This window comes from Deltaproteobacteria bacterium (assembly GCA_016180855.1).
In the GTDB taxonomy this organism is placed as follows: domain Bacteria; phylum UBA10199; class UBA10199; order JACPAL01; family JACPAL01; genus JACPAL01.
On record JACPAL010000010.1, the window covers coordinates 1 to 20,086 of the forward strand.

The window sequence follows — 20,086 nt, forward strand, 5'->3', positions numbered from 1 at the left end:
ACCGCCGACATGATCCAGACTCATGGTTCCATCGAGCTCTTACCGCCTGTGTTTTTGCCTCTCCGAGGACTCTTGGTACACTTTTCGGATAAGCATGTAAGTCTATTACAATAACCTTCCCAATAGGACATAGATTTCTTCCGTCATATCGAGGGGTTATCTATGTCTGTGCGAATCGCATTGGGAGAGAGGACCAGGGCATTACGCGAGCAATCGGGACTGACCCAGCAGGAATTGGCCGAGGCCATAGGGGTGGAGAGCCCATCCTACATCTCCAAAATCGAAAGAGGGATGACATCGCCCTCCTACGAACTCTTGGTCCGCATTGCCAGGGTGCTGAAGGTGGAGATCAAGGATCTTTTCGACGCCGATTTCAAAAGGGAAGGAAAACCGATGGAGGCCTTGGATAAGTGGCTTTTGAAGTTCCGTTCTTTGCTGAAAGGGCGAAAAACCAAGGAAATCAAAATCGCCTACGATATCATCCGAAAGATCCTTTGCGCCAAGAACGATTAAAAATTTTAGTTTGTGGACGGGGGACTCGTCTGTTGCAACCGTGCACGCGCCAAGCGGACCGTATCGTGGAGTTTCTTTTCAAGTTCCTTCTTGGGTAATACCTTCGTCCAGTAACTGGCGACATGGATGCCGCTCTTGGCTAGTTCAAGCAACTCGACGTGCTGCTGACTTTTGCCTGCACACAAAATGATGCCTAATGGTTCTTGATCCTTGGAATCGCACTCGTAACGCTTTAGCCAGTTGAGGTAGAGTTCCATCTGCCCTTTATCAGCCGCCTCGAAATTACCGATTTTGAGTTCAATAGCCACCAACCGGTGCAGTTTACGGTGGTAGAAGAGCAAATCGAGATAATAGTCCTTATCGTCAATCTGCATTCGCTTCTGACGCGCAACAAAGCAAAAACCGACACCGAGTTCCAAGATAAACGATTCCATTTCGCGCAGGATGGCAGCCTCCAAATCCTTTTCGGCATAGGTGTCTTTGAGCCCAAGAAAATCGAGGAAGTAAGGATCACGGAAGATGAGATCGGGTGTCAGCTTGTCTTCATCACGTAACTTTTTGAGTTCCAGCGCCGCAAGCTTCGCCGGTTTTTTCGAGAGTGCTGTCCGCTCAAAAAGCATCCCGCCTATTTTCTTTGCCAGGGTGCGGGTGTTCCAATTCTCGATGCGGCACATCTCCGCGTAAAAATCGCGTTTGAGCGGTTCCCGAATTGGAATCAAGGATTTAAAATGAGACCACCCTAATTGTCGCTGCAGTGCGGCGACAATTCGTTCATCGGGGAAGACTTCGGCAAATTGCACCATGCGACGAATGTTCTTTTCACCAAAGCCCCGCCCGAATTCCCTCTCTAATTGTCGCCCCAGAGTGGCGATAATTTTCTCCCCATACTCTGCCCGCTTTTCCCTGAGAATATCCTGCTGCACGCGGCGGCCCACGTGCCAGTAAAGAGTGGTCATCCCAGAATCCACGGCCCTTGCAACCCCTTCGCGAGCCCGCAAGATTATCTGCCGTACTTCTACAAACAGAGTTGACAGCCTAGAAGTGACCACAACCGCACGTGATCTCTTTTTGTCAGACATGTCCCCAACCTACGAAAACATCTGAACAATGTCTAGTTCTTGAATCTCGATCCGATTAATGATTATCTGCTACCCTGAGCCAGAAGATGAAACTTATAAAACCCTTCAATGAAATGTCCGTCCTGTTTCCTCTGCTAACCCTCTACACCCTCGCGTATCTGGCGCTCATGGGCTACGACTTTGCGGCCAAGGAAGTCTTTGAAATCCCGTCCGGATTGATGGCCGTTTACATCACCTTGGTTCTTGCCTACTCCGCAGATCGGGAGATCCGCCGGTGGATCGGGAAAGAGTTGCCGTTGCGGAAAGGGACGTTGTTTGTTTATCTCTGGCTCGTCTTTTATCTGGTTGTCTTCATCATTCGAAGTCTCAAGCCGGAGTACGCTCTGCCAAATGATCTGACCAAGGTAACATTACAGGTGTTGGGAATTTTTTTTGGATCCAAGCTGTCGAAGAAAATTTTTCAGGTCAAGAAGGGAACGGTCAAATCGGTTTTTTCGATCCTGAAAGGAGAAGAGGGAGCGATTCCAAAAACAGAAACTCCTAAAGAGACTGAAAAACCGACGGAGCCGACAAAAAATCCAGAAGAGGTTGTCCTGGATCTGATCCGAAAGAGTGGCCGGGCGAAGCGGGAGGAGTTGTTGCCAGTGACGGGGATGTCTAGAAGCAGTTTGGGGCGGCTTTTGGAACAGATGGAAAAGAAGGGGTCGATTACCCAAGTGGGAAAGCTCAAGTGGAGCTATTACGTCATGGCCGGGTCAAAAGGGTCATAACAGGCCGAAAATGGGTCAAAGCTGGGTTAAACAGCTCAAAACAATGAGACCTGAATGACCCAGCTATAACCCGTCTATGACCCAAGATTGTAATATATTGATTTTGCTTTGTATTTTATAGCCCAGCTATGGCCCAGCACAAAAAAACCGCCAAGGGAGGTAAAAGATGGCTCCAAAGAAGATCAAAATAACTAAGCTCTCGGGCCATTTCACGCTCGATGAACTGACCGCTTCTCAGACGGCGATTCAACGGAACATCAAGAACGAACCGAACAGTGCCGAGCTAAAAAATCTGAAAAAACTCTGCCGAGATATTCTGGAACCGTTTCGTAATTTGGTGGGACCGCTTCATATCTCTTCCGGTTTCCGGTCCGAGGCCCTGAACCGGATTACGGGAGGGGTTCCCACGTCACAGCACCGGCTGGGACAAGCGGCCGATATTTTGCCGATCAAAACCGAATTGAAAGCGGCTTATCTGAAGCTGGTCGATTCAAAAGTCCCGTTCGATCAGGCGATCTTTGAGTTTGGGCGGTGGATTCATCTCTCTTGGAGTCCAAAACCACGGCGACAGAGGTTAGTAGCTTCCAAACGAGCAGGGCAAACAGTTTACGCCACGCTCGAAAGCCACGGGGTCAAGAATCTCTGATTCGGAAGGATATCCCGTTAATTGACTTGAATATCCTGATCCAAAATTTCGAGAATATCGATGCCCATAAAGCGAACACCAGCCCTGAGCCGGACTCCAGGCCCCAAGGTGACTTTACCATTTGGGCCTTGGAGTGTGAGCTGCTGCTTGGGTTCGTAACTACCATCTGCATGCTGTACAAAGAAATCGCGGACTTTCATTCAACACCTCCTTGTGAGGTAAAATAAGCACGAGTTAATGAATGTCAATGGAACCGGAGAAAAATTAGGTCAAAAGATCGGCTAGTCCTTCAGCGAGCAGTTCGGCATTGAGAAAGAATCCCTTCTCGTAAACATCCTCCTTCCTCTTGATCGTCGGATGGTAAAAGACATCGGCGACATAGCGGCCGTACATATCGGTCTTGTAGGTTTTGATCACAATGAACTCAATATCTTTGAGCCTCCCCTCCACGAAGCTCTTGGCCTGGTCTGCACGGTCGGGGTCCTTGCCGGTCTTGATTCCGTTCTTGACGATCTCGGCGGTGTTGATTCCCCGAAAACGAATCCGCTGGTTGACCCAAACCTCAAAGCCCAAGTCGATCCGAACGAGGAGCGTATCACCATCCACGACCCTTTCGACCACCGCCTTGTAGATGTGGAGGGGATCGTCGCCTCGTTCCAAGGTTGCCGAGCCTGACTTCAATTTCTTTGGGGATTTTTCAAGCGTATAAAAATCTTTCTGGATCGCCTTGCGCAAGGTATCCCGGCTCCATTCTTCTGTTGCTGCTTGCTGGAAATAAAAGTCTCTTTCCTTCTCATCTTTCACGGAAAGGAGTTCCGTGTAGTGGGCCCAACTGAGTTGCCCTGCCTCTTCCGGCTTGGGTACCTCATCGGGCCAATTTCGGTAAAACTGAATGATCCGGTAGAGGAGGGTCTGGTCCAGATTGAGGTCTTCGGAAAGTTTGGCGGTGAGTCCGGTCGCTTGATCGGGATCGGCAAGTTCCTTCATCTCGGACATTCTCTTTCCCATTTTCCAGTAAGTGGAAACGCGGATTTCATTTACGGCGTTGAGGGCGGCCTGTTGACCGCTCTCGATTAATTTTTTCAGGTCATCGAGGAGCTTTCCGTAAGACTCGGTTTCTGCGAGTTCGGTAGCCATTGATTGAATTTAACCATTTGATTTTACTTGGTCAATCTGTTTTCGCTAACTGCGCGTAAGCGCAGTTAGTCTTCGCTTTTCGCCCCTCCCAAACGGCCGGGGTGGGAGCCGGGGGCGAACGACGCCGGCGGGGCGGGATGGCGAAGGCACCTCTCCTTAATCAATTCCAAAGTCAGGTGCGGCCGGTTCCTTTAAGTAGTACCGGCCAGCCAACGCGACCGGAGTGAAACGGAGGGCGCGACGTGCCACCCAAGCAACGCACTTCACGAAAGATGGGACGAGAACAAGACTGGGCGTAGCGGCTTTTGATTTGCTACCACGGATCGGGTTCGGAGGGTGCGGGGGGAGAACCCGATCCGTGGCCCCGGCGTCACTTTGGTTTTTCCCCTTGGGGCGAGTCGCTGGGTCCGCCAGAGGCGGACAGGGAAGGCCAAGGGAAACAGCGGAGACTGCAAAAGCCATGACTGACGACGGAGGAGGAAGGCGTGGCTTTTGCGTCGACCATCGGCGACACTCGGCACAGCAAAAGGCGTGACGGCGGTTTTTTGCCGGCGCGGCTTTTGCGACGTCCAATGGCAACCACGGCGTTGCAAACCGCATGACGGAGCCGAAGGCGACGGCGGGCGGTTTGCGCCATCGAGCACCGGGTCATCCAATTGGTTGCCGGTGATCGTGTCCCACATCGGGTTTTTCCCATCCCATTCGGGAAAATTATTTTCCAACTTCCCGCGCAAGATTTAAATTTTCGCTATAGACTTTTCAGCGCATTTGACTGAAAAAAGGTTCGAACTTCGGTCCAAAGGGGACCCAGAAAATTTGGCGCCAGCCAAATTTTCCCCGAAGAACAAAGAACGTGAACGGGGAATACTGGCGCCAAATTTCGTTTTTACGTTATTCGACCACGCGCTTTGGGAGATTGACTATGAAAATCCTCTGCATCATACATGCCAATTTTGAAACATCAGGTGTTATTGCCGATTGGGCAAGAAAGCGTGACCATTCTTTTTCAGTTATAAGACCGTATACGGGTGAAGATTGTCCGAATATTCAGGGATATGACTTCCTCATTGTGATGGGTGGTCCTCAAAGTCCCTTAGAGATTAAGAAGTACCCCTACCTTAAAAACGAGATTGGACTGATCCAGCAAGCGTTGGAGCAAAATAAAACCATCCTTGGTTTCTGTCTTGGTGCACAGTTGATTGGTGAGGCGTTGGGTACTAACACAGAGCGAAGCCCGGAAAAAGAAGTGGGCATTTTTCCCGTTGAACTTACAGCAGAGGCGGCAAATGATCCCCTATTCGTAGGTCTTCCTTCCAAATTACCCGTCATTCACTGGCATAATGACATGCCGGGCCTAACTAAAGACTCGATTCTCTTGGCTTCGAGCAAAGGATGTCCACGGCAGGTTGTTCGATATCGGAATAGGGTTTATGGTTTTCAGTGTCATTTGGAAATCACTCAAGAAGGTATCAAAACAATGGTGGAGGCCTGTCCAGGCGACCTCAAACCGAGCCGTTTTACACAAAGTAAGGCAGAGCTCTTAGAGCAAGACTATACCGGCATCAATAAAGTTATGCTTACCATTTTGGACCGCTTGGTAGCCATCTAGGCGTCTATCGCAATTTTGTACTCTCCTCGATCCACCGGATGATCTTCTGTTTCTCTTCCTCGGTGAGTTTTGATTCCCAGTGCAGGATCATGTAGTAAGAGGGGGGCATCGTGTTCTTCAAGATCGTTTGTTTGATGCCTTCAAGATCTTCCTCAGGATTGCCATGTCCCTTGAATGGGAAATTGTCTGACATGTCGATGTGCTCTTTGGCTTCACGTATATCATGATCGATGAACTGCTTTATCCCCGGCACATGATAGTACCAGGGGTACTCTGTTTCGGAGCTATGGCAATTGAAACAGGCCCTCTGGAAAATTGGCCGAATCTCTTTTTGATAACGATTGTTGATCGTGGTCCAAACTTGATTCCCTTCGTGAGGTGATATTGCTTCGCCTTTGTTTTCCATCGGGAGAGGCTTGGCGTGATGTTTTTCATGGGCATCGGTGCTTATCGGGAAGGAGAGCAAGATGAAGAGGAGGGCCCACATCCTATTGTTCGAAGTGAAATTTTTCATAAAGCTCCCGGAAGCGATTTTGGGGATCGGTTCGTTGCTTGATCTTTTCGTAATTTGGCCGATTGTAAATCTCCCAAAACCGCTCTTTTGAATAGGAGTTGTGGGAGATGAGCGTCTTGATTCCGTTACAGTCATAAACCATCTCTTCAAGGATCTGGTAGTAATTGAGGTCACGACGGCGGTTCTTGAGGCCATAGACCGCCAGGTCAATAAAGAGAGGATCTCCGATCCGTTTGTCGTATTCTTCGTTGATCCATGGATACTTCTGGACACGACGGTATGGGACGATCCACAACGGGTAATAGTTTATCTCGGCCTGGTAACGACGATAGAATTTTTCGAACCGATTCCAGGGGATAAAAACATCCACTACCACATCGGGACGCTTGTCGAACCGGAGGAGTGGGGCGAGCCGTTTGGACCAACCGAGAAGATTGGTGGAGGAGAGGATCTGTTTCCCCAAAAGGAGACGAAGCAGTTTGGTTTCCATCCCCGGAATCGAGCGGGACAACCAGTGACATTCTGTGTCGTACCGAAAGAGATAGTTCGTGGTGGTCAGGTAGTCATGGGATTTTTCACGAGTACTTTTGTAGTAGATATGGAGCCAGGTGTAGTCGCTTGTGTATGGAGCCTGATTGACGAACTCTCCCAGGCAAAGAGTATAGTTATCCGGTGCGTGAATGATCCCATCCAGAAAATCGGCCTGACCCAACTGTATTTGTTGACGCAGGGTCGTCGCAAACTGGTCAAAAGTCCGGTAACGAAGGTATTCGATTTTCACAAACGGTTTTGCTGCAATCAGTTTGAATTTTAATTTGGAGATGATGCCCAGGGTCCCATAAGAGCCATGGATCATATGAAAGAGATCGGCGTTTTGGTCCGAGGAACAGGTCAACACCTCGCCGGTTCCTGTAATAATCTCATACTCCAGACAGCTGTCGTGAAAACCACCATACTTGTATGACATTGACTCCACGGAACAGCCGGAAACGGCGCCGCCGATCGTGATTGTTTTAAGCTCCGGAACAAGGAGGGGGACTAAATTCAAGGGAATGGTTTTTTGGACGAGATCAAAAAAGGTGACGCCGGGTTCTGCCTCGCAGATTTTTTCCTGCAGGTCGATCCGGAGAATTTCATTCAACCCCCGGAGATTAACCTTTTGGTCGCGATGTTTGGGATCGTGAGGGTTCGGAACGACATGAGAGACGGCATCTTTTTGAAGAGAGAGGGGACCTTTTGTTGGGGCATGATTCTTCAGCTGCTCAACAATCCTTTGCACCTTTTCCTGGTGATTCATAAGAGGGTCTTTTTTGCCAAATGAATTGAAACTACGCAAGGCGAAGAGAGAACGGTTTTTAAAACAGGTTGACATATCTAAATCGATTCAGATACGTTTATACAGTGTTGGGAGGTGAGTTATGAAAAACCGACAATTAATTCTTTGTTGCCTTGCCTTGTTTATCTTCAATCTGTTTTTTATCTCGATGGCAGAGGCAGGGAGAGGAAAAACGATTGGTGTCTCGCTCCTGACACTGGCAAACCCTTTTTTCAAGGAAATGGGTGATGCCATCAAGGGCGAAGCGAAGAAGAATGGTTACGAAGTCATTATTGTGAGTGGTGATCTGGATCCGGCCAGACAAAGAGAACAGATCAAAGATTTTATTGCCAGAAAGGTGGATGCGATTCTTTTGACTCCCTGCGATTCGAAGGCGATTGGTTCACCGATCAAAGATGCCAATCAGGCCGGCATTCCTGTTTTCACTGCTGACATTGCCAGCATGGACAAAGAGGCCAAAGTTGTCTCTCACATTGCCACAAACAATTATGAAGGAGGTCGTCAGGCCGCCAAGGCCATGATGATCGCCTTGCAGGGAAAGGTGGATCCTAAGGTCGTTGTAATTGGGCATCCCGAAGTTGAATCCGTGATCCTTCGTGAGAAAGGATTTCGAGATGAAATTCGTGATGCCAAATCAAATATCAGAATTATCGGAAGTTGGCCCGGTGGCGGAGACAAGGCGAAAAGTTTTACAGTGACCCAGGAGATTCTTCAGTCCCATCCTGACCTGGCAGGATTCTTTTGTATTAACGACCCAACTGCTTTAGGGGCCACTGCGGCCATTGAGATTGCCAAAAAGACAGGCCAGATTATTGTGGTTGGCTTTGATGGTCAACCAGAAGGAAAAAAGGCAATTAAAGAAGGCAAGATATTTGCCGATCCCATTCAATTTCCCGACGAGATCGGTCGCCAGAGCGTTCAAAATATAGTCAAATATTTCTATGGCGAGAAAGTTCCTCCACAACTGTTGATTCCGACAAAACTTTATTTAAAGGCGGATGCCGAAAAAGAATTAAAATGAACAAGCAGCCCTTGTTACGGCTTCGGGGAATTAGCAAAAGCTTTCCTGGCGTCCAGGCACTGGGGAAAGTTGATCTTGATCTCTATGCTGGAGAAGTCTTGGCCCTTGTAGGGGAAAACGGGGCAGGAAAGAGCACATTAATTAAAATTATTGCGGGCCATTATCTTCCAGACAACGGGACGATCGAATTAGAGGGAGAAAAAGTCATTTTCAGAACACCTGTCGATTCTGCTCAGAGTGGCGTTGCGGTGATTTACCAAGAGTTAAATATTATTCCCCATTTATCGGCATCAGAAAATATTCATCTTGGTCGTGAAAAAAGTAGCTTAGGTTTTCTGTCTAAGAAAAAGGAAGGAGCGGAGGCCGCCGCTCTTCTTCGAGAGCTTGGTTCTCATAGGGATCCCCAAACATTATGCAAGGATCTTTCTGTTTCGGAACAACAGATTGTTGAAATTGCAAAATCACTTTCTCGGAAGGCTAAAATTATCATCATGGATGAACCAACAGCAATGCTGACTGAAAGAGAAACGAAGAGACTCTTCAAAATTATTCTGGAACTCAAGAGAAACGGGGTCGGCATCATTTATGTCAGTCATCGCCTCGATGAGATCTATACGATAGCCGATCGTATCATGGTGTTGCGTGATGGAAATCACGTTAAGAGTGCCATGGTTTCAGAGATTAATCGTCGAGAGTTGATCGAATGGATGGTTGGTCGGGAGATAAAAGATGAATTTCCCAAGCGGGTTTCTCAAAAGGGGGCCTTGAAATTATCCGTGAGAAATTTAAGCAAAAAAGGACGCCTCAAAAATGTTTCTTTTGATGTTTTTTCAGGAGAGATCCTGGGATTGGCCGGGCTTGTTGGGGCCGGGAGAACCGATATTGCCAGAATCCTGTTTGGGGCTGATCGGGCTGACTCCGGATCGGTAGAGCTTAATGGCAAGGCCTTGAATATTAAAACTCCGAAGGGGTCGCTAAAAAACGGCATCTGTCTTGTGCCGGAAAATAGAAAAGAAGAAGGGCTTGTCCTTTCCTTGTCAACGCGTGAAAATTTTGCACTTCCCAATTTAGGCGCCTTGGCCAAGCATGGCCTTCTGTCAAAAAGAGGAGAAAAAAGGTCATTTAAGAAACATTGGGACCGGCTCAAGATTAAGGTTTCAAGCCCAGACGATCCCGTGCTCAATCTTTCCGGAGGGAATCAGCAAAAAATTGTTTTGGCAAAATGGCTGGAACGCCATTTTGAAGTGATTATCCTGGATGAACCGACACGCGGTATTGATGTTGGTGCAAAATATGAGATCTATCAACTGATCCAGCAGTTGGCGGATCGAGGGAAAGCGGTGATATTGATCAGTTCGGAACTTCCCGAGCTTTTAAATCTAAGTGATAGAATTATCGTTATGCACGAAGGAAGAATGACAGGGGAAATAAAAAATCTGCAAGGAGTGACGCAAGAAGAAGTGCTTCACCTTGCTATGGATTGAACAGTATGAAAGGCAATTTTTTTCTTTCAAACTATGGGATGCTTTTTGTTTTATTATTGCTTGGCGTGTACTACAGTTTTACCACTCGAACCGAACAGCATTCGGTCGGAACCGAGGCGGCCACGGAAGTTTTTGCTCAAATCGCCTCATATCCTATAGACACAAAGATCCTGATTCTTGCCAGCGAAGGTCAAGAAGAGGCAGAGTTTTCAGAGTTCACGGAGCATCTCCTCAAGGAAGCGAATTTTTCAAAAGTTAATATTTTCCGAGGGACTCCTTTTGAAATGAGGGAGGCGTTGAAGCTGTTCGAAAAGACTGCGGATCGTTACGGGGTTATTGCCGCTACTGTCAAAACATTAAAACTCCCTTTTATTGAAGAGATTCAAGACAGGACAAAGATCATTTCTCCTCGGTCAAGAGACTTCCCCAGCTTCTTAAAGCAAGGAAACCTGATTGCCATTGCTGATCGGATCGTCGTTATTGCGATCATAGCCATTGGTATGACCCTTGTGGTTCTGACGGGTGGAATCGATCTCTCGGTGGGGAGCCTCATTGCATTGTCGGCCGTTCTATTTACTTCTTCGATACGTTATGCAGGGGGTGTCTTGGCTAGCTCCGGGGCGGTCTGGTTAGGTTTGTTCGCAGCCCTTGGGGCTTGCGCTCTGATAGGCCTTTTCTCGGGGGTCATGATAACAAGATTTTCTATACCACCCTTTATTGTGACACTTGCAATGATGATGGTCGCAAGCGGGCTTGCCTTTATCCTTTCGAGGGGGCAGTCGATCTATGAAGTGCCGGACTCGATTACCTGGTTGGGGAGGGAAAGCATTGCCTGGGGTTTACCGAACACTGTTTGGTTGATGGCTGTTTTATATCTCTTGGGTTATATCATGATGTCGTATACCGTTCTTGGACGCTACATTTATGCAACCGGTGGCAATAGAGAGGCTTCAAGACTTTCCGGTGTCCCTGTCAATAAGGTCCTTCTTTTTGTTTATACGGTCTGTGCGATGTTGGGAGGGCTGGGTGGTATTATACAGGTCTCCCAACTAAAGAGCGGAGCCCCTACCTATGGTTCTACTTATGAGCTTTATGTCATCGCAGCTGTTGTTGTTGGAGGAGCAAGTCTTTCGGGGGGGCAGGGAAAGATCCTGGGCACTTTGATTGGAGCTCTTATCATCGCTGTTATCCAGAATGGGATGAATCTGACGGGCGTTGAGAGTTACACGCAAAAGGTCGTGCTGGGCTTGGTCATCTTAGGTGCTGTGTTAGTCGACAAGCTGAGAATGGGGGCTCGTTATGGCAAGTAATATTGAAGAAATAGCCAAAATGGCCGGCGTCTCTAAAACAACTGTTAGTATGGTGATGAACGGTAAGGCCGCACAATATGGCATTAATCAGGAAACGGCAGAAAAAATAAAAAAGATCGCCCAAAAGTTTCATTATGTTCCCAACAATATGGCACGAGGATTAAGACTCCAACGGATCGATGCCTTTGGCCTCATTGTTCCTGATTTAAACAACTGGTTTTTTTCGCAACTCGCCCATTCGCTCGAAAATGTTCTACGAAAAAAGGGCTTTAGGCTTTATGTGACCTCTTCGCATTATGACGAAGAAGCGGAATACAAGAATATCAATGATCTGATCTCTTGGCATGTGGACGGGCTCATTGTGGCGAGTGTGATGAGGCAAGACAAGATTACAAAGGAGTTTTCCTCTTTAAAAATTCCGGTCGTTTATGTGGACAGAATTATCGAGAGTGAAAAGATATCCTGGATCTCCAGTGACAATTTTCAGGGTGCCTATGATCTTGTGAGTTACCTTTGCTCAAAAGGGGTTAAGGAGGTTTATTATCTGGGAGGAGAAAGAACTGTTTCAACCCTCATGAACCGCGTGAACGGATACAAAAAGGCGCTAGAGGACCACAAGATCCCTTATAGGAGTGAATATGTTTTCGAAAAGGGCTCCACCCCTGACGATGCCTATGAATTGATGAAAATCGTCTACAAAAAGTGTCGCGGATTTCCGGAGGCGATGTTTTTGGCCTCCTGTGATTATATGACCGGGATTCTGCGTTTTTTCAAAGAGACCAACGACGCCAAAATTCCGCCAAAATTTCTGGTCGGAACATTTGATAATGAGCCATTGCTTGATTTTTTGTCAGTCAAAATTCCCTCTGTGCAGCAAGATACCGAGGCAATGGCCGAGGCTGCCGTCTCGATCATTGAACAAGTACAACAGGGGGTGAAAGACGTTAAGCCTGTTTTAGTGAAGCCAAAACTTATTATAAGGTAGCTTATGAAGCATACAATTGTGGGAATAGGGGAAATACTCTGGGATTATTTTCCGGATGGCAAAAAGGTCGGTGGTGCGCCGACCAATTTTGCCTACCATGCGGATCGGCTTGGTGCCAAAGGTGTTGTTGTCTCAAAAATAGGTAATGATACGGCTGGAAGGGAAATTTTAAAGAAGCTTAAAAAGGATTCTTTGACCACAGATTACCTTGAAAAAGATCCTTTGTATCCTACTGGCTTGGTGAGAATCAAACTCTCTCAAGACCGGGATGCCGAATATGAGATAGAAAATGATGTTGCTTGGGACAATATTCGAGAATCGGATCCATTAGACGAACTGGCTCATCGCGCCGATGCCGTTTGTTTTGGAACCCTAGCCCAGAGAAGTGTCGTCTCAAGAAAGACGATCCAGTCATTTGTGAAACGATGTCATTCAACAGCCCTCAAAATATTTGACCTGAACCTGAGGGGGTTTTTCTATTCAAGAGAGGTTATCCTGGAATCACTGGCGCTTGCCAATGTCGTGAAGGTGAGCGAGGCCGAGTTGAGAATTGTTGCTTATCTTCTTTTACTGAAGGGCGAAGATCGGGATGTTTTAAAAGAACTTTCGGAGCGATTTAATTTAAAACTTCTGGCCTTGACGAAAGGAAGATCAGGAAGTGTCCTTTATGCACAAGGAGAGATTTCGGAACACCGACCTTTCCCCTCAAAAATAATTGACACGGTCGGCACAGGGGATTCATTTGCCGCCGCCTTGGCAGTCGGGATGTTGAGTGGGGGGATGACTTTGGGTCGTCTCAATCGATTTGCCAATCAGGTTGCCTCGCTTGTCTGTGCCTCGCGTGGGGGGATGCCTCGTCTCTCTTTCAAGGAATGGAATTTTCTGAAGGGGGGGCTACTGAAGGACTTAACGAAAAATACTGATTAGTTTGAGATAAACTTTTGGCTTTCCTCACGGAGACAATGAATAAACTCTAACGCAAGGGGAGACAGAGGCTTTCCTTTTTTGTAGGCGATACCGACAGTTCGCCCGGCTTTCGTTGCCACCGGGATTGGGTAGACACGACCATTTTGCAAATCGGCCTGAACCGAATGATACGGTACAATCGAAAGGCCCAATCCGGCCTCAACCAATGAGACAATGGCGGATACCTTGATATTTTCAAATACAATTTTTGGTGTAAATCCCAAATGACGAAAAACATTGTCAATTTGAAAACGTGTTAAGGAACTACGGGGGAAGAGGATGAATTTTTCTTTTTTCAACTCGGCCTTTCTCTGAATAGCTGCGTGCTCTTTCGAGCCAATGAAAACCAGGGATTCTTTAAAGAGGGTTTCCGCACTCAACTCAGGCGGCAAATGATCGATGGTACAGATCGCAAAGTCTATCTTTTCGGCAAGAAGGTGTTGCACTGCTACGGAGGTTGCATAAATAGAGGGATGCACCTTGATATTTCTTCGTTTTGCCAGAAGTTTCTTTAATGCCTTTGGTACAATCGATTCCATTGTTGAATCCACAGATGAAAATTTCAATTTTCCTTGGGTGATGTTCTCGAAACTGAATGCTTTCTCCAGTTTCTCGTATTGGACGAGTAGATTTTTGGCTAGCCCATAGAGATGCTCGCCCTCCGGTGACAACTCCATGTTATTCCCCTTGCGTCGTAGAAGTGTTTTGCCAAACCGTTTTTCCAGAAAGCGAATGTGTTGTGTCAGGGCAGGTTGTGTTAAGTGAAGGCTCTTTGCGGCACGGCTCACTCCCCCGAGATCTACTATTTTTACTAATGACTTGAGTCGGTCCATCATATAAATTATATTTATTTATTAATAAAAATTATTAATTTGTTTTATATATTTTTCTTTTCTAAGTCAACCTCTCAAGGCAAGAAGAATTTGGCAGGGAGGTTTTTTGAAAACCAGCTTAACAATAAAAAATATAAATAATATCAGTATGTTATTTATAGATAAGAAATTGAAAAAGACTAAATCGTTTTAGCTTGACATTCTAAATCGTTTTAGATATTTATTAACAAAATTAAAACGATTTAGAACTGTACCAGGCGTTGGGGGAACCCGGTTACTAAGGAGGTGTTTTATGACCGATAAAACCGCAGCCACAAGGCTTCCCTGGGCCAATATCCCCATCGTCAATGGGATCCCAGCCAACGAGGTCGCCCAATCATGGGATCTTAAGACCTCAAAAATTCAAGAGGTGTTTGGTTGTACCAGAGAAGAGGCAGAGGCTGTTATTGCCACATTAAACAGCCCGTCTTTAAAGAAAGAGGCAGAGGCTGGAACGGCCTTTGTTGATTTTGATCATGTCTCGATTTGTCGATCATTAGAGTCTGGTTCGGGGGCAAAATGTTATCAAAAACATCAACAATGTCGACCCTACTTTCCAAATGAAAGTTGTTTTTCAATCACGGTCAGCAAGGATTATTCAAAGATCCTCCCCATGGCCAATTGGAATCCTTACAACTATCAAAGAATCAGACAGTGGTTAAGCCGACTCGAGATGACTCGTGATGAGTCACAGCTGATCCTCTCTGATTATGACAGCACCTTGATTGTGGGGGATACCGGGCCGGTCGTGATGAAGATAGCGGTTGAACGTGGTTATGCAAAATTCCGTGAGGGGGAACAGCCGTACATGCTGGAGCATTATAAGGAGCTCCATCCCGATTATCAATTCGACCCCGCCAAGGAGAATCCCTATACCTGGTGGAAACGATGGACAAAAGACAATCCCCAATTTGATGCCAACGCGCTGGCCATGGGATTTGCTGGCATGACCGTTAAACAGATTGCAGAGTGCATCATGGCCGCAAAATACGACCCAGAATATCCGAAGGCCTTTCCTGAATTGAAAGACCTTTTTAATCATTTAATCAACAAAGGAAAGATTGTGGGTGTGATCTCGGCCAGCCCCTACCTTGCGGTTGCATTGACCTTGAAAGATAATGGGGTCAAGGTTCCTCTCTGGGCCGTTGAAGGGACTGATTTTTATGTCAAACACCCAAAGAGTGGACAAGCTGTCTTATTATCTAATCTGGTCAATACGGAACTCTTGGCCAGAAATCCAAATGCCACCATTGAGGATGTGATTAAGGAATATGGTGACCTTGTTGCGATGAGGGCGGTTCACGCGGTTCAACCGGGACAAAAGGGGAAGGGGGCCAGTGGTGTCGCGATCGCCTGGAGGGGCATTGACTATTGGAACAAACACAAAAGAGGTCATGGGGAGATGCCGCTGACTCTCGACCAGATGAGGTTGGTTGGTTATTTTGGTGATAACACGGCGCCGTTTAGCGATATGTTGGGGGACAATCCTGTCTCAGCCGGTAATGATCAAGGGCTGGCAAGGGTCTTGGTGCCGGAAAACCTATTGGTCGTCAACATCAACCGAGGGACTGATAAAGGGACAGGAGAGATCGATTTCAAAGAAAAGGTTCGGAACACAGAAAATTTCAGGGGATTTGTGGCGCAATTAAGACGAATCTACGGCGGGGCGGTTGTATTGGAGCAGGACAGTATCTCCAAGGGGCCTGCCAAGGGGATCTTTTTGCCCAACCGTTTGAGTTCGCTCATCCCATTTATGAGAGATCGGTTTGAGGTGGAGTGTCGGCCAGAAGACGGCAATTACACCAAGATCAACTACCAGGGACGTTATGAGTACGATTTCGATAAACTGGTTTGTAAATCACCAAGGCTAGGGGTTCCAGATTTTACGATTGGACGCGGATTACCTTACGGCCAACGGAGAGACACCGATATAGAGTGTTTCGATCGCGAAGAGGGGCTTTACCTAACCGAGCGCTCTCTGAGTGGGGGACTCACCTGCTATACAAGAAATAGGGAATTTGATTTTTGGCTTGAAGGAGTTCCCGAGGGGCTCGCCTTAAAAAGATACCATTCCTATCCCGGCGCTCTTGGTTCCTCCTTCATGAGATGGCTCTATAAGGGGTTAGAAAGGCTGATTGCACTTCGACCTGAAAATGACCGATATGATCCTTATGTTTCTGATTAAGGGTGTGTTGAAAAATGGCTTTTGGGGACTGTTCAAAAATGCCCAGCTGCAAGGCACCCCAAGGAGCCGCGACGCAGGCGTACTTGAGGGTACGTCGAGGAGCCGGCGACGAGGGGAACGCAGCAGATGGCATTTTTCAACAGTCCCATTAAGCGTCCTATTTGACAACCGAAGTCGTGGAAAGATAAGGGCTCTCCATGGTCTATAGAACCTTAAATCCGGCCACGGAAGAACTTATCAAAACCTATCCCGAGATTGGATGGGATGAGGTCAAGAGGCGTGCTGAAAAGAGCCAGGAGGCGTTTCGGCAATGGCGGAAGAGCTCGCTTCCTCATCGTCGCGAACTTTTTATAAAACTGGCGAAGAGACTCCGTGAGGAAAAGTCAAGGCATGCGACAATCATGACGATGGAGATGGGGAAGCCGATTGTCGAAGCGGAGACAGAGATTGAGAAATGCGCCTTGGGTTGTGAATTCTACGCTGAAAATTCAGAAAATTTTTTGAAAGAAGAGAGGCTTCAGAGTGACGCCAGCAAGAGCTATGTCCGTTTTGATCCGCTGGGAACGATCCTCATCATCATGCCCTGGAATTTTCCCTATTGGCAGGCTTTTCGTTGTTCCATCCCGGCGATCATGGCGGGAAATGCCGTTCTTCTGAAGCATGCCCCGAATGTTCCGGATACAGCCCTTCATATAGAAAGTTTGTATCGGGAGGCCGGTTTTCCTGAAGGACTGTTTCAGAACCTCTTCTGCTCGAATGAGGTCGCGGCCCAGTTGATCGAGTCGCCTTATATCGAGGGTGTCTCACTGACCGGCAGTACGCGGGCGGGGAGTCAGGTTGCCTCGGTGGCGGGAAAATCAATCAAGAAAACGGTTTTGGAACTCGGGGGGTCGGATCCGTTCATTGTTTTTCCCGATGCCGATCTTGAAAAATGCATCCCGATGGCGCTTCGCTCCCGTTTCTTGAATGCGGGACAGAGTTGTATTGCGGCGAAACGCTTTATCATCACCCAGGAGATTGCGCCTGCCTTTGAAGAGAAGTTTCTCCAGGCGATTGTCGCCCAGAAGGTGGGGAATCCGATGGAACGGGAGACCAAGATTGGTCCCATGGCACGGGAGGATCTGGTTGAGAATCTCTCACGGCAGGTTGAGGAATCAAAAAAGAAAGGTGCGGTTTGTCTGACGGGTGGGACGCGTCGCCCCGGAAAAGGTTATTTTTATCAACCAACTTTTCTGAAGGAGGTTCAATCGGAGATGGTGGTTTGTAAGGAAGAGACCTTTGGTCCGGTTGCCTCAATGATCGTTGTTAAAAATGAAGAAGAGGCGATCGATCTCGCGAATCGAACCCCTTATGGTTTGGGGGCGAGTATTTGGACCCGCAACACCCATCGTGCGGAAGAGATTGCCAAGGGCATTGATGCCGGGAATGTCTTCATCAACGGAATGACCAAATCGGATCCCCGCCTGCCGTTTGGTGGATCAAAGCGCTCCGGTTACGGGCGGGAACTCTCGGTTTTCGGGATTCGGGAGTTTACGAATATCAAGACGGTCTGGATTGCCTAAAAAATTACAAGAGTTTTTTTATTCTTAGCAGAACTTTTTTAATCCAATACCCCGGCTTTGTTTTAGAGAGTTCCTCCTCAATCCTTTGTTCGACCTTTTTCAACAACTCCTCTTGTTCCGTAATCTGTTTCTGAAGGGCGGCTTCCTCCCCGGTGAGAAGCGAAAGCAGGTTTTCGGTTACTTGTATCCTTTGCGTCACTTCCTCGGGGATCTGGACCGCTGGTTCACCCCCAAAGGCATCGGGAGTGATCTCTGTCGAAAGGGTTATCTCCTCTTTAAGTCGTTCATAATCCTCCTCCAGGATCCCCCTCTTTTTCATGATGAGATCCCTTTGCTGGACGAGTAATTTGATTTCGGATTTGATCTGCCGGTTACGATGATAGAGCTGTTTTTGCTCTGGTTGGAGAGAGGCGATCTCTTTTTCAACTTCAAGGCGCTCAATGGTTCTTTGCATCGCCTGGAGAAGCAGGTCGCTTTGATTGATCTGTTCCTGAAGAAGGGTCTTTTTGACGGCTCTCAATTGCGGATCTCCCCCTTCCTGGGGGAGCGACAACAACTCCCCTTCAAACTTCTGACGTTCTAATTTCAGGCCGGGTACCGTTTCTTGAAGCGTTTTGATTGCCTGCTCGTTTCTCTTTTGAGACCAAAGAGAGGTGGCTGCGAGCATCTCCCCCTCGCCGAAAAGACGTTCGACCCGACTTAATCCCCATTCAATCCCCCATAATTCTTTTTTGAACGAATTGGACGGTGAGAGAGGGGGTGTGAGGTGTCGATATTTCGCCTGGGCCCTCTTTTCACGTAGCCTGGACTCTTCGAGTCTTAACTCCACCTCGAGATAATCTTTTTCATCGAGTGTTGCATACCTCTTCAAAAAAACGTCATACGCCTGTTTTTTGAGATGAAACTCCTGATCCTCCATCTCTTCGTGGGAGATCTGTTGCAGAACCATTCGGTACTGTTTTTCAAAAGATTTTTTTCTTGAGATGAGAGAGGAGAGTCGTTCCTTCCGGGCTGTCTCCCCCAGCCAGGGACTTGATCTCCTTTGAGGTGGAGGCCCATTGTTCACGAGAAGGAAAAGAGATATCCTCACCACGCAGCGGGAGTACCATCAAAACAAGCCCTAATGAGAAAAGAACTATTTGTTTCATAAAGTAAGGAGCGATCACCTTACACCAGAAATGAGGTTGATTCAGCTTTTTTTTACAATTAAGAAGGAGGAGTTCTCGTGAGGCAGGGGGCCCGTAGCTCAGTGGATTAGAGCATCGCCCTTCTAAGGCGAGGGTCGCGCGTTCGAATCGCGCCGGGCCCGCAGTTTGTCTCCGCCAGAAAACCCTGCCATCTTGCCGCGGGGTTGTTCATAACTCATTGGGACACTTGACCGGAATCGGCAATTTACCCTCAAAATGTTTAACATTCCATGTAATAAAACCTGAGAGATGATCCGTAAACCTTTCTACTACATAAGCGATTTGGGCATCCCCTAATGAATTTTTTCTTTGAACCTGTGAGAAAATAGTTGGGATATCGTATTGAAGATTTCCCGTAGAATCGGCCGGGAAGAGGATTTGGACGGGATATTCCTGGGTAAAGCCGGCGTAGAGATCGAATAAGTCTGTGGGGGAAAGATTGTAAGAGAGAATGCCACAGACCTCCAAAAGATTAAAAATAGAGGTACAGCCGTGGATCTTTTTTGCACGAACCTTGTCCAAAAACCTTCTGTTGTTTTCGGTTAGAGAATCCCTTGGATAACGAAGATCACGTACAAAAATATCCGAATCGATAAATAGTCTCTTCATAAGGAGCGCCGACGATGACGAATAACCTCTTCTTCAGGACTCATCCTCGTTTTTCCAGACAGTTTTTGTCGAAGCAGGGACCAATCAATCTTTCTTCTTGGTTTTTTGTTTTTCTTCATGCTTTCAGTTGCCTCGGCAATTCTTTCCAGGTGTGAGGTCTCTTCGGTTAATATCTTTTCAAGGGCTTGCCTTATGAGAGATCCCTTGGAACAACCTTTTTCAGAGGAGGCTTGCTCTAAACGATCGAGGAGTGATTCTGGAAGTTTCATTGTAAATACGTGAGACATGGTAATACCTTTTT

General features: G+C 47.3%; 22 protein-coding genes and 1 tRNA gene. 12 read left to right on the plus strand and 11 right to left on the minus strand.

Annotated features, from left to right (window positions below; genetic code table 11):
- Positions 1–162: 162 nt before the first annotated feature.
- Positions 163–513 carry a helix-turn-helix transcriptional regulator gene (locus HYT77_05320; protein ID MBI2067414.1) on the plus strand — a complete coding sequence of 117 codons (351 nt, stop codon included), beginning with the start codon at positions 163–165 and terminating at the stop codon, positions 511–513.
- Between the two features lie 5 nt (positions 514–518).
- On the opposite strand, the gene HYT77_05325 is transcribed toward HYT77_05320, so the two are convergent.
- Positions 519–1,592 carry a DUF1016 domain-containing protein gene (locus HYT77_05325; GenBank protein MBI2067415.1) on the minus strand — a complete coding sequence of 358 codons (1,074 nt, stop codon included), beginning with the start codon at positions 1,590–1,592 and terminating at the stop codon, positions 519–521.
- Between the two features lie 86 nt (positions 1,593–1,678).
- On the opposite strand from HYT77_05325, the gene HYT77_05330 reads away from it, so the two are divergent.
- Positions 1,679–2,362: a hypothetical protein gene (locus HYT77_05330; protein ID MBI2067416.1), complete on the plus strand. Its 684-nt coding sequence runs from the start codon at positions 1,679–1,681 to the stop codon at positions 2,360–2,362.
- Between the two features lie 166 nt (positions 2,363–2,528).
- Entirely contained in the window at positions 2,529–3,008 is a 480-nt protein-coding gene (locus HYT77_05335; GenBank protein ID MBI2067417.1) for a peptidase M15, read from the plus strand.
- 17 nt (positions 3,009–3,025) lie between these two features.
- Here the strand turns inward: HYT77_05335 and HYT77_05340 are convergent, their stop codons facing one another.
- From HYT77_05340 to HYT77_05350, 3 genes are all read right to left on the minus strand, one after another.
- Positions 3,026–3,208 (minus strand): hypothetical protein, encoded by a 183-nt coding sequence (locus tag HYT77_05340; protein ID MBI2067418.1) that lies wholly within the window; start codon positions 3,206–3,208, stop codon positions 3,026–3,028.
- A gap of 64 nt (positions 3,209–3,272) precedes the next feature.
- A complete protein-coding gene (locus HYT77_05345; protein ID MBI2067419.1) occupies positions 3,273–4,145 on the minus strand; it encodes a thermonuclease family protein in 873 nt (290 codons plus the stop codon).
- 156 nt (positions 4,146–4,301) lie between these two features.
- Entirely contained in the window at positions 4,302–4,607 is a 306-nt protein-coding gene (locus HYT77_05350) for a hypothetical protein (protein ID MBI2067420.1), read from the minus strand.
- Between the two features lie 460 nt (positions 4,608–5,067).
- On the opposite strand from HYT77_05350, the gene HYT77_05355 reads away from it, so the two are divergent.
- Positions 5,068–5,754 carry a homoserine O-succinyltransferase gene (locus HYT77_05355; protein MBI2067421.1) on the plus strand — a complete coding sequence of 229 codons (687 nt, stop codon included), beginning with the start codon at positions 5,068–5,070 and terminating at the stop codon, positions 5,752–5,754.
- A gap of 4 nt (positions 5,755–5,758) precedes the next feature.
- Here HYT77_05355 and HYT77_05360 read toward each other — a convergent pair whose 3' ends face one another.
- Complete coding sequence (locus HYT77_05360; GenBank protein MBI2067422.1) at positions 5,759–6,268, minus strand: heme-binding domain-containing protein; 510 nt, start codon at positions 6,266–6,268, stop codon at positions 5,759–5,761.
- Positions 6,243–7,565: an FAD-binding oxidoreductase gene (locus HYT77_05365; GenBank protein ID MBI2067423.1), complete on the minus strand. Its 1,323-nt coding sequence runs from the start codon at positions 7,563–7,565 to the stop codon at positions 6,243–6,245. Before HYT77_05365 ends, HYT77_05360 begins: the two co-directional genes overlap by 26 nt.
- Before the next feature lie 187 nt (positions 7,566–7,752).
- Here HYT77_05365 and HYT77_05370 point away from each other — a divergent pair, with 187 nt between their 5' ends.
- Genes HYT77_05370 through HYT77_05390 form a run of 5 tightly spaced genes read left to right on the plus strand, consistent with a single transcriptional unit; the run spans position 7,753 to position 13,331 of the window.
- Entirely contained in the window at positions 7,753–8,625 is an 873-nt protein-coding gene (locus HYT77_05370; protein ID MBI2067424.1) for a substrate-binding domain-containing protein, read from the plus strand.
- A complete protein-coding gene (locus HYT77_05375) occupies positions 8,622–10,109 on the plus strand; it encodes a sugar ABC transporter ATP-binding protein (protein ID MBI2067425.1) in 1,488 nt (495 codons plus the stop codon). The genes HYT77_05370 and HYT77_05375 overlap by 4 nt, the downstream gene beginning before the upstream one ends.
- Positions 10,110–10,114: 5 nt before the next feature.
- A complete protein-coding gene (locus tag HYT77_05380; GenBank protein MBI2067426.1) occupies positions 10,115–11,419 on the plus strand; it encodes an ABC transporter permease in 1,305 nt (434 codons plus the stop codon).
- Entirely contained in the window at positions 11,409–12,404 is a 996-nt protein-coding gene (locus HYT77_05385; GenBank protein ID MBI2067427.1) for a LacI family DNA-binding transcriptional regulator, read from the plus strand. The genes HYT77_05380 and HYT77_05385 overlap by 11 nt, the downstream gene beginning before the upstream one ends.
- 3 nt (positions 12,405–12,407) lie before the next feature.
- Positions 12,408–13,331 carry a carbohydrate kinase gene (locus HYT77_05390; protein MBI2067428.1) on the plus strand — a complete coding sequence of 308 codons (924 nt, stop codon included), beginning with the start codon at positions 12,408–12,410 and terminating at the stop codon, positions 13,329–13,331.
- Here HYT77_05390 and HYT77_05395 read toward each other — a convergent pair.
- Positions 13,328–14,206 carry a LysR family transcriptional regulator gene (locus HYT77_05395; protein MBI2067429.1) on the minus strand — a complete coding sequence of 293 codons (879 nt, stop codon included), beginning with the start codon at positions 14,204–14,206 and terminating at the stop codon, positions 13,328–13,330. The genes HYT77_05390 and HYT77_05395 overlap by 4 nt on opposite strands.
- A 289-nt stretch (positions 14,207–14,495) precedes the next feature.
- On the opposite strand from HYT77_05395, the gene HYT77_05400 reads away from it, so the two are divergent.
- Together HYT77_05400 and HYT77_05405 are read left to right on the plus strand one after the other, a co-directional pair.
- Positions 14,496–16,427, plus strand: coding sequence for a haloacid dehalogenase-like hydrolase (locus HYT77_05400; GenBank protein ID MBI2067430.1), 1,932 nt, complete (start codon positions 14,496–14,498; stop codon positions 16,425–16,427).
- A gap of 197 nt (positions 16,428–16,624) precedes the next feature.
- Entirely contained in the window at positions 16,625–17,989 is a 1,365-nt protein-coding gene (locus tag HYT77_05405; protein ID MBI2067431.1) for an NAD-dependent succinate-semialdehyde dehydrogenase, read from the plus strand.
- Positions 17,990–17,993: 4 nt separating this feature from the next.
- Here the strand turns inward: HYT77_05405 and HYT77_05410 are convergent, their stop codons facing one another.
- Positions 17,994–18,938: a hypothetical protein gene (locus HYT77_05410; protein MBI2067432.1), complete on the minus strand. Its 945-nt coding sequence runs from the start codon at positions 18,936–18,938 to the stop codon at positions 17,994–17,996.
- A 13-nt stretch (positions 18,939–18,951) separates the two neighbouring features.
- The gene (locus HYT77_05415; GenBank protein MBI2067433.1) at positions 18,952–19,137 is read right to left on the minus strand and encodes a hypothetical protein; all 186 of its coding nucleotides are present in this window, start codon (positions 19,135–19,137) and stop codon (positions 18,952–18,954) included.
- A gap of 87 nt (positions 19,138–19,224) precedes the next feature.
- Here HYT77_05415 and HYT77_05420 point away from each other — a divergent pair.
- A tRNA-Arg gene (locus HYT77_05420) sits at positions 19,225–19,298 on the plus strand.
- Between the two features lie 46 nt (positions 19,299–19,344).
- Here HYT77_05420 and HYT77_05425 read toward each other — a convergent pair.
- A complete protein-coding gene (locus tag HYT77_05425; protein MBI2067434.1) occupies positions 19,345–19,785 on the minus strand; it encodes a hypothetical protein in 441 nt (146 codons plus the stop codon).
- Positions 19,782–20,054 (minus strand): hypothetical protein, encoded by a 273-nt coding sequence (locus HYT77_05430; protein ID MBI2067435.1) that lies wholly within the window; start codon positions 20,052–20,054, stop codon positions 19,782–19,784. Before HYT77_05430 ends, HYT77_05425 begins: the two co-directional genes overlap by 4 nt.
- Between the last annotated feature and the right edge of the window lie 32 nt (positions 20,055–20,086).

Coding starts and splice junctions, on each gene's coding strand:
- HYT77_05320 (MBI2067414.1), top strand. CDS start 163: ATGTCTGTGCGAATCGCATTGGGAGAGAGGACCAGGGCATTACGCGAG.
- HYT77_05325 (MBI2067415.1), bottom strand. CDS start 1,592: ATGTCTGACAAAAAGAGATCACGTGCGGTTGTGGTCACTTCTAGGCTG.
- HYT77_05330 (MBI2067416.1), top strand. CDS start 1,679: ATGAAACTTATAAAACCCTTCAATGAAATGTCCGTCCTGTTTCCTCTG.
- HYT77_05335 (MBI2067417.1), top strand. CDS start 2,529: ATGGCTCCAAAGAAGATCAAAATAACTAAGCTCTCGGGCCATTTCACG.
- HYT77_05340 (MBI2067418.1), bottom strand. CDS start 3,208: ATGAAAGTCCGCGATTTCTTTGTACAGCATGCAGATGGTAGTTACGAA.
- HYT77_05345 (MBI2067419.1), bottom strand. CDS start 4,145: ATGGCTACCGAACTCGCAGAAACCGAGTCTTACGGAAAGCTCCTCGAT.
- HYT77_05350 (MBI2067420.1), bottom strand. CDS start 4,607: ATGGCTTTTGCAGTCTCCGCTGTTTCCCTTGGCCTTCCCTGTCCGCCT.
- HYT77_05355 (MBI2067421.1), top strand. CDS start 5,068: ATGAAAATCCTCTGCATCATACATGCCAATTTTGAAACATCAGGTGTT.
- HYT77_05360 (MBI2067422.1), bottom strand. CDS start 6,268: ATGAAAAATTTCACTTCGAACAATAGGATGTGGGCCCTCCTCTTCATC.
- HYT77_05365 (MBI2067423.1), bottom strand. CDS start 7,565: ATGAATCACCAGGAAAAGGTGCAAAGGATTGTTGAGCAGCTGAAGAAT.
- HYT77_05370 (MBI2067424.1), top strand. CDS start 7,753: ATGGCAGAGGCAGGGAGAGGAAAAACGATTGGTGTCTCGCTCCTGACA.
- HYT77_05375 (MBI2067425.1), top strand. CDS start 8,622: ATGAACAAGCAGCCCTTGTTACGGCTTCGGGGAATTAGCAAAAGCTTT.
- HYT77_05380 (MBI2067426.1), top strand. CDS start 10,115: ATGAAAGGCAATTTTTTTCTTTCAAACTATGGGATGCTTTTTGTTTTA.
- HYT77_05385 (MBI2067427.1), top strand. CDS start 11,409: ATGGCAAGTAATATTGAAGAAATAGCCAAAATGGCCGGCGTCTCTAAA.
- HYT77_05390 (MBI2067428.1), top strand. CDS start 12,408: ATGAAGCATACAATTGTGGGAATAGGGGAAATACTCTGGGATTATTTT.
- HYT77_05395 (MBI2067429.1), bottom strand. CDS start 14,206: ATGATGGACCGACTCAAGTCATTAGTAAAAATAGTAGATCTCGGGGGA.
- HYT77_05400 (MBI2067430.1), top strand. CDS start 14,496: ATGACCGATAAAACCGCAGCCACAAGGCTTCCCTGGGCCAATATCCCC.
- HYT77_05405 (MBI2067431.1), top strand. CDS start 16,625: ATGGTCTATAGAACCTTAAATCCGGCCACGGAAGAACTTATCAAAACC.
- HYT77_05410 (MBI2067432.1), bottom strand. CDS start 18,938: ATGGTTCTGCAACAGATCTCCCACGAAGAGATGGAGGATCAGGAGTTT.
- HYT77_05415 (MBI2067433.1), bottom strand. CDS start 19,137: ATGAAACAAATAGTTCTTTTCTCATTAGGGCTTGTTTTGATGGTACTC.
- HYT77_05425 (MBI2067434.1), bottom strand. CDS start 19,785: ATGAAGAGACTATTTATCGATTCGGATATTTTTGTACGTGATCTTCGT.
- HYT77_05430 (MBI2067435.1), bottom strand. CDS start 20,054: ATGAAACTTCCAGAATCACTCCTCGATCGTTTAGAGCAAGCCTCCTCT.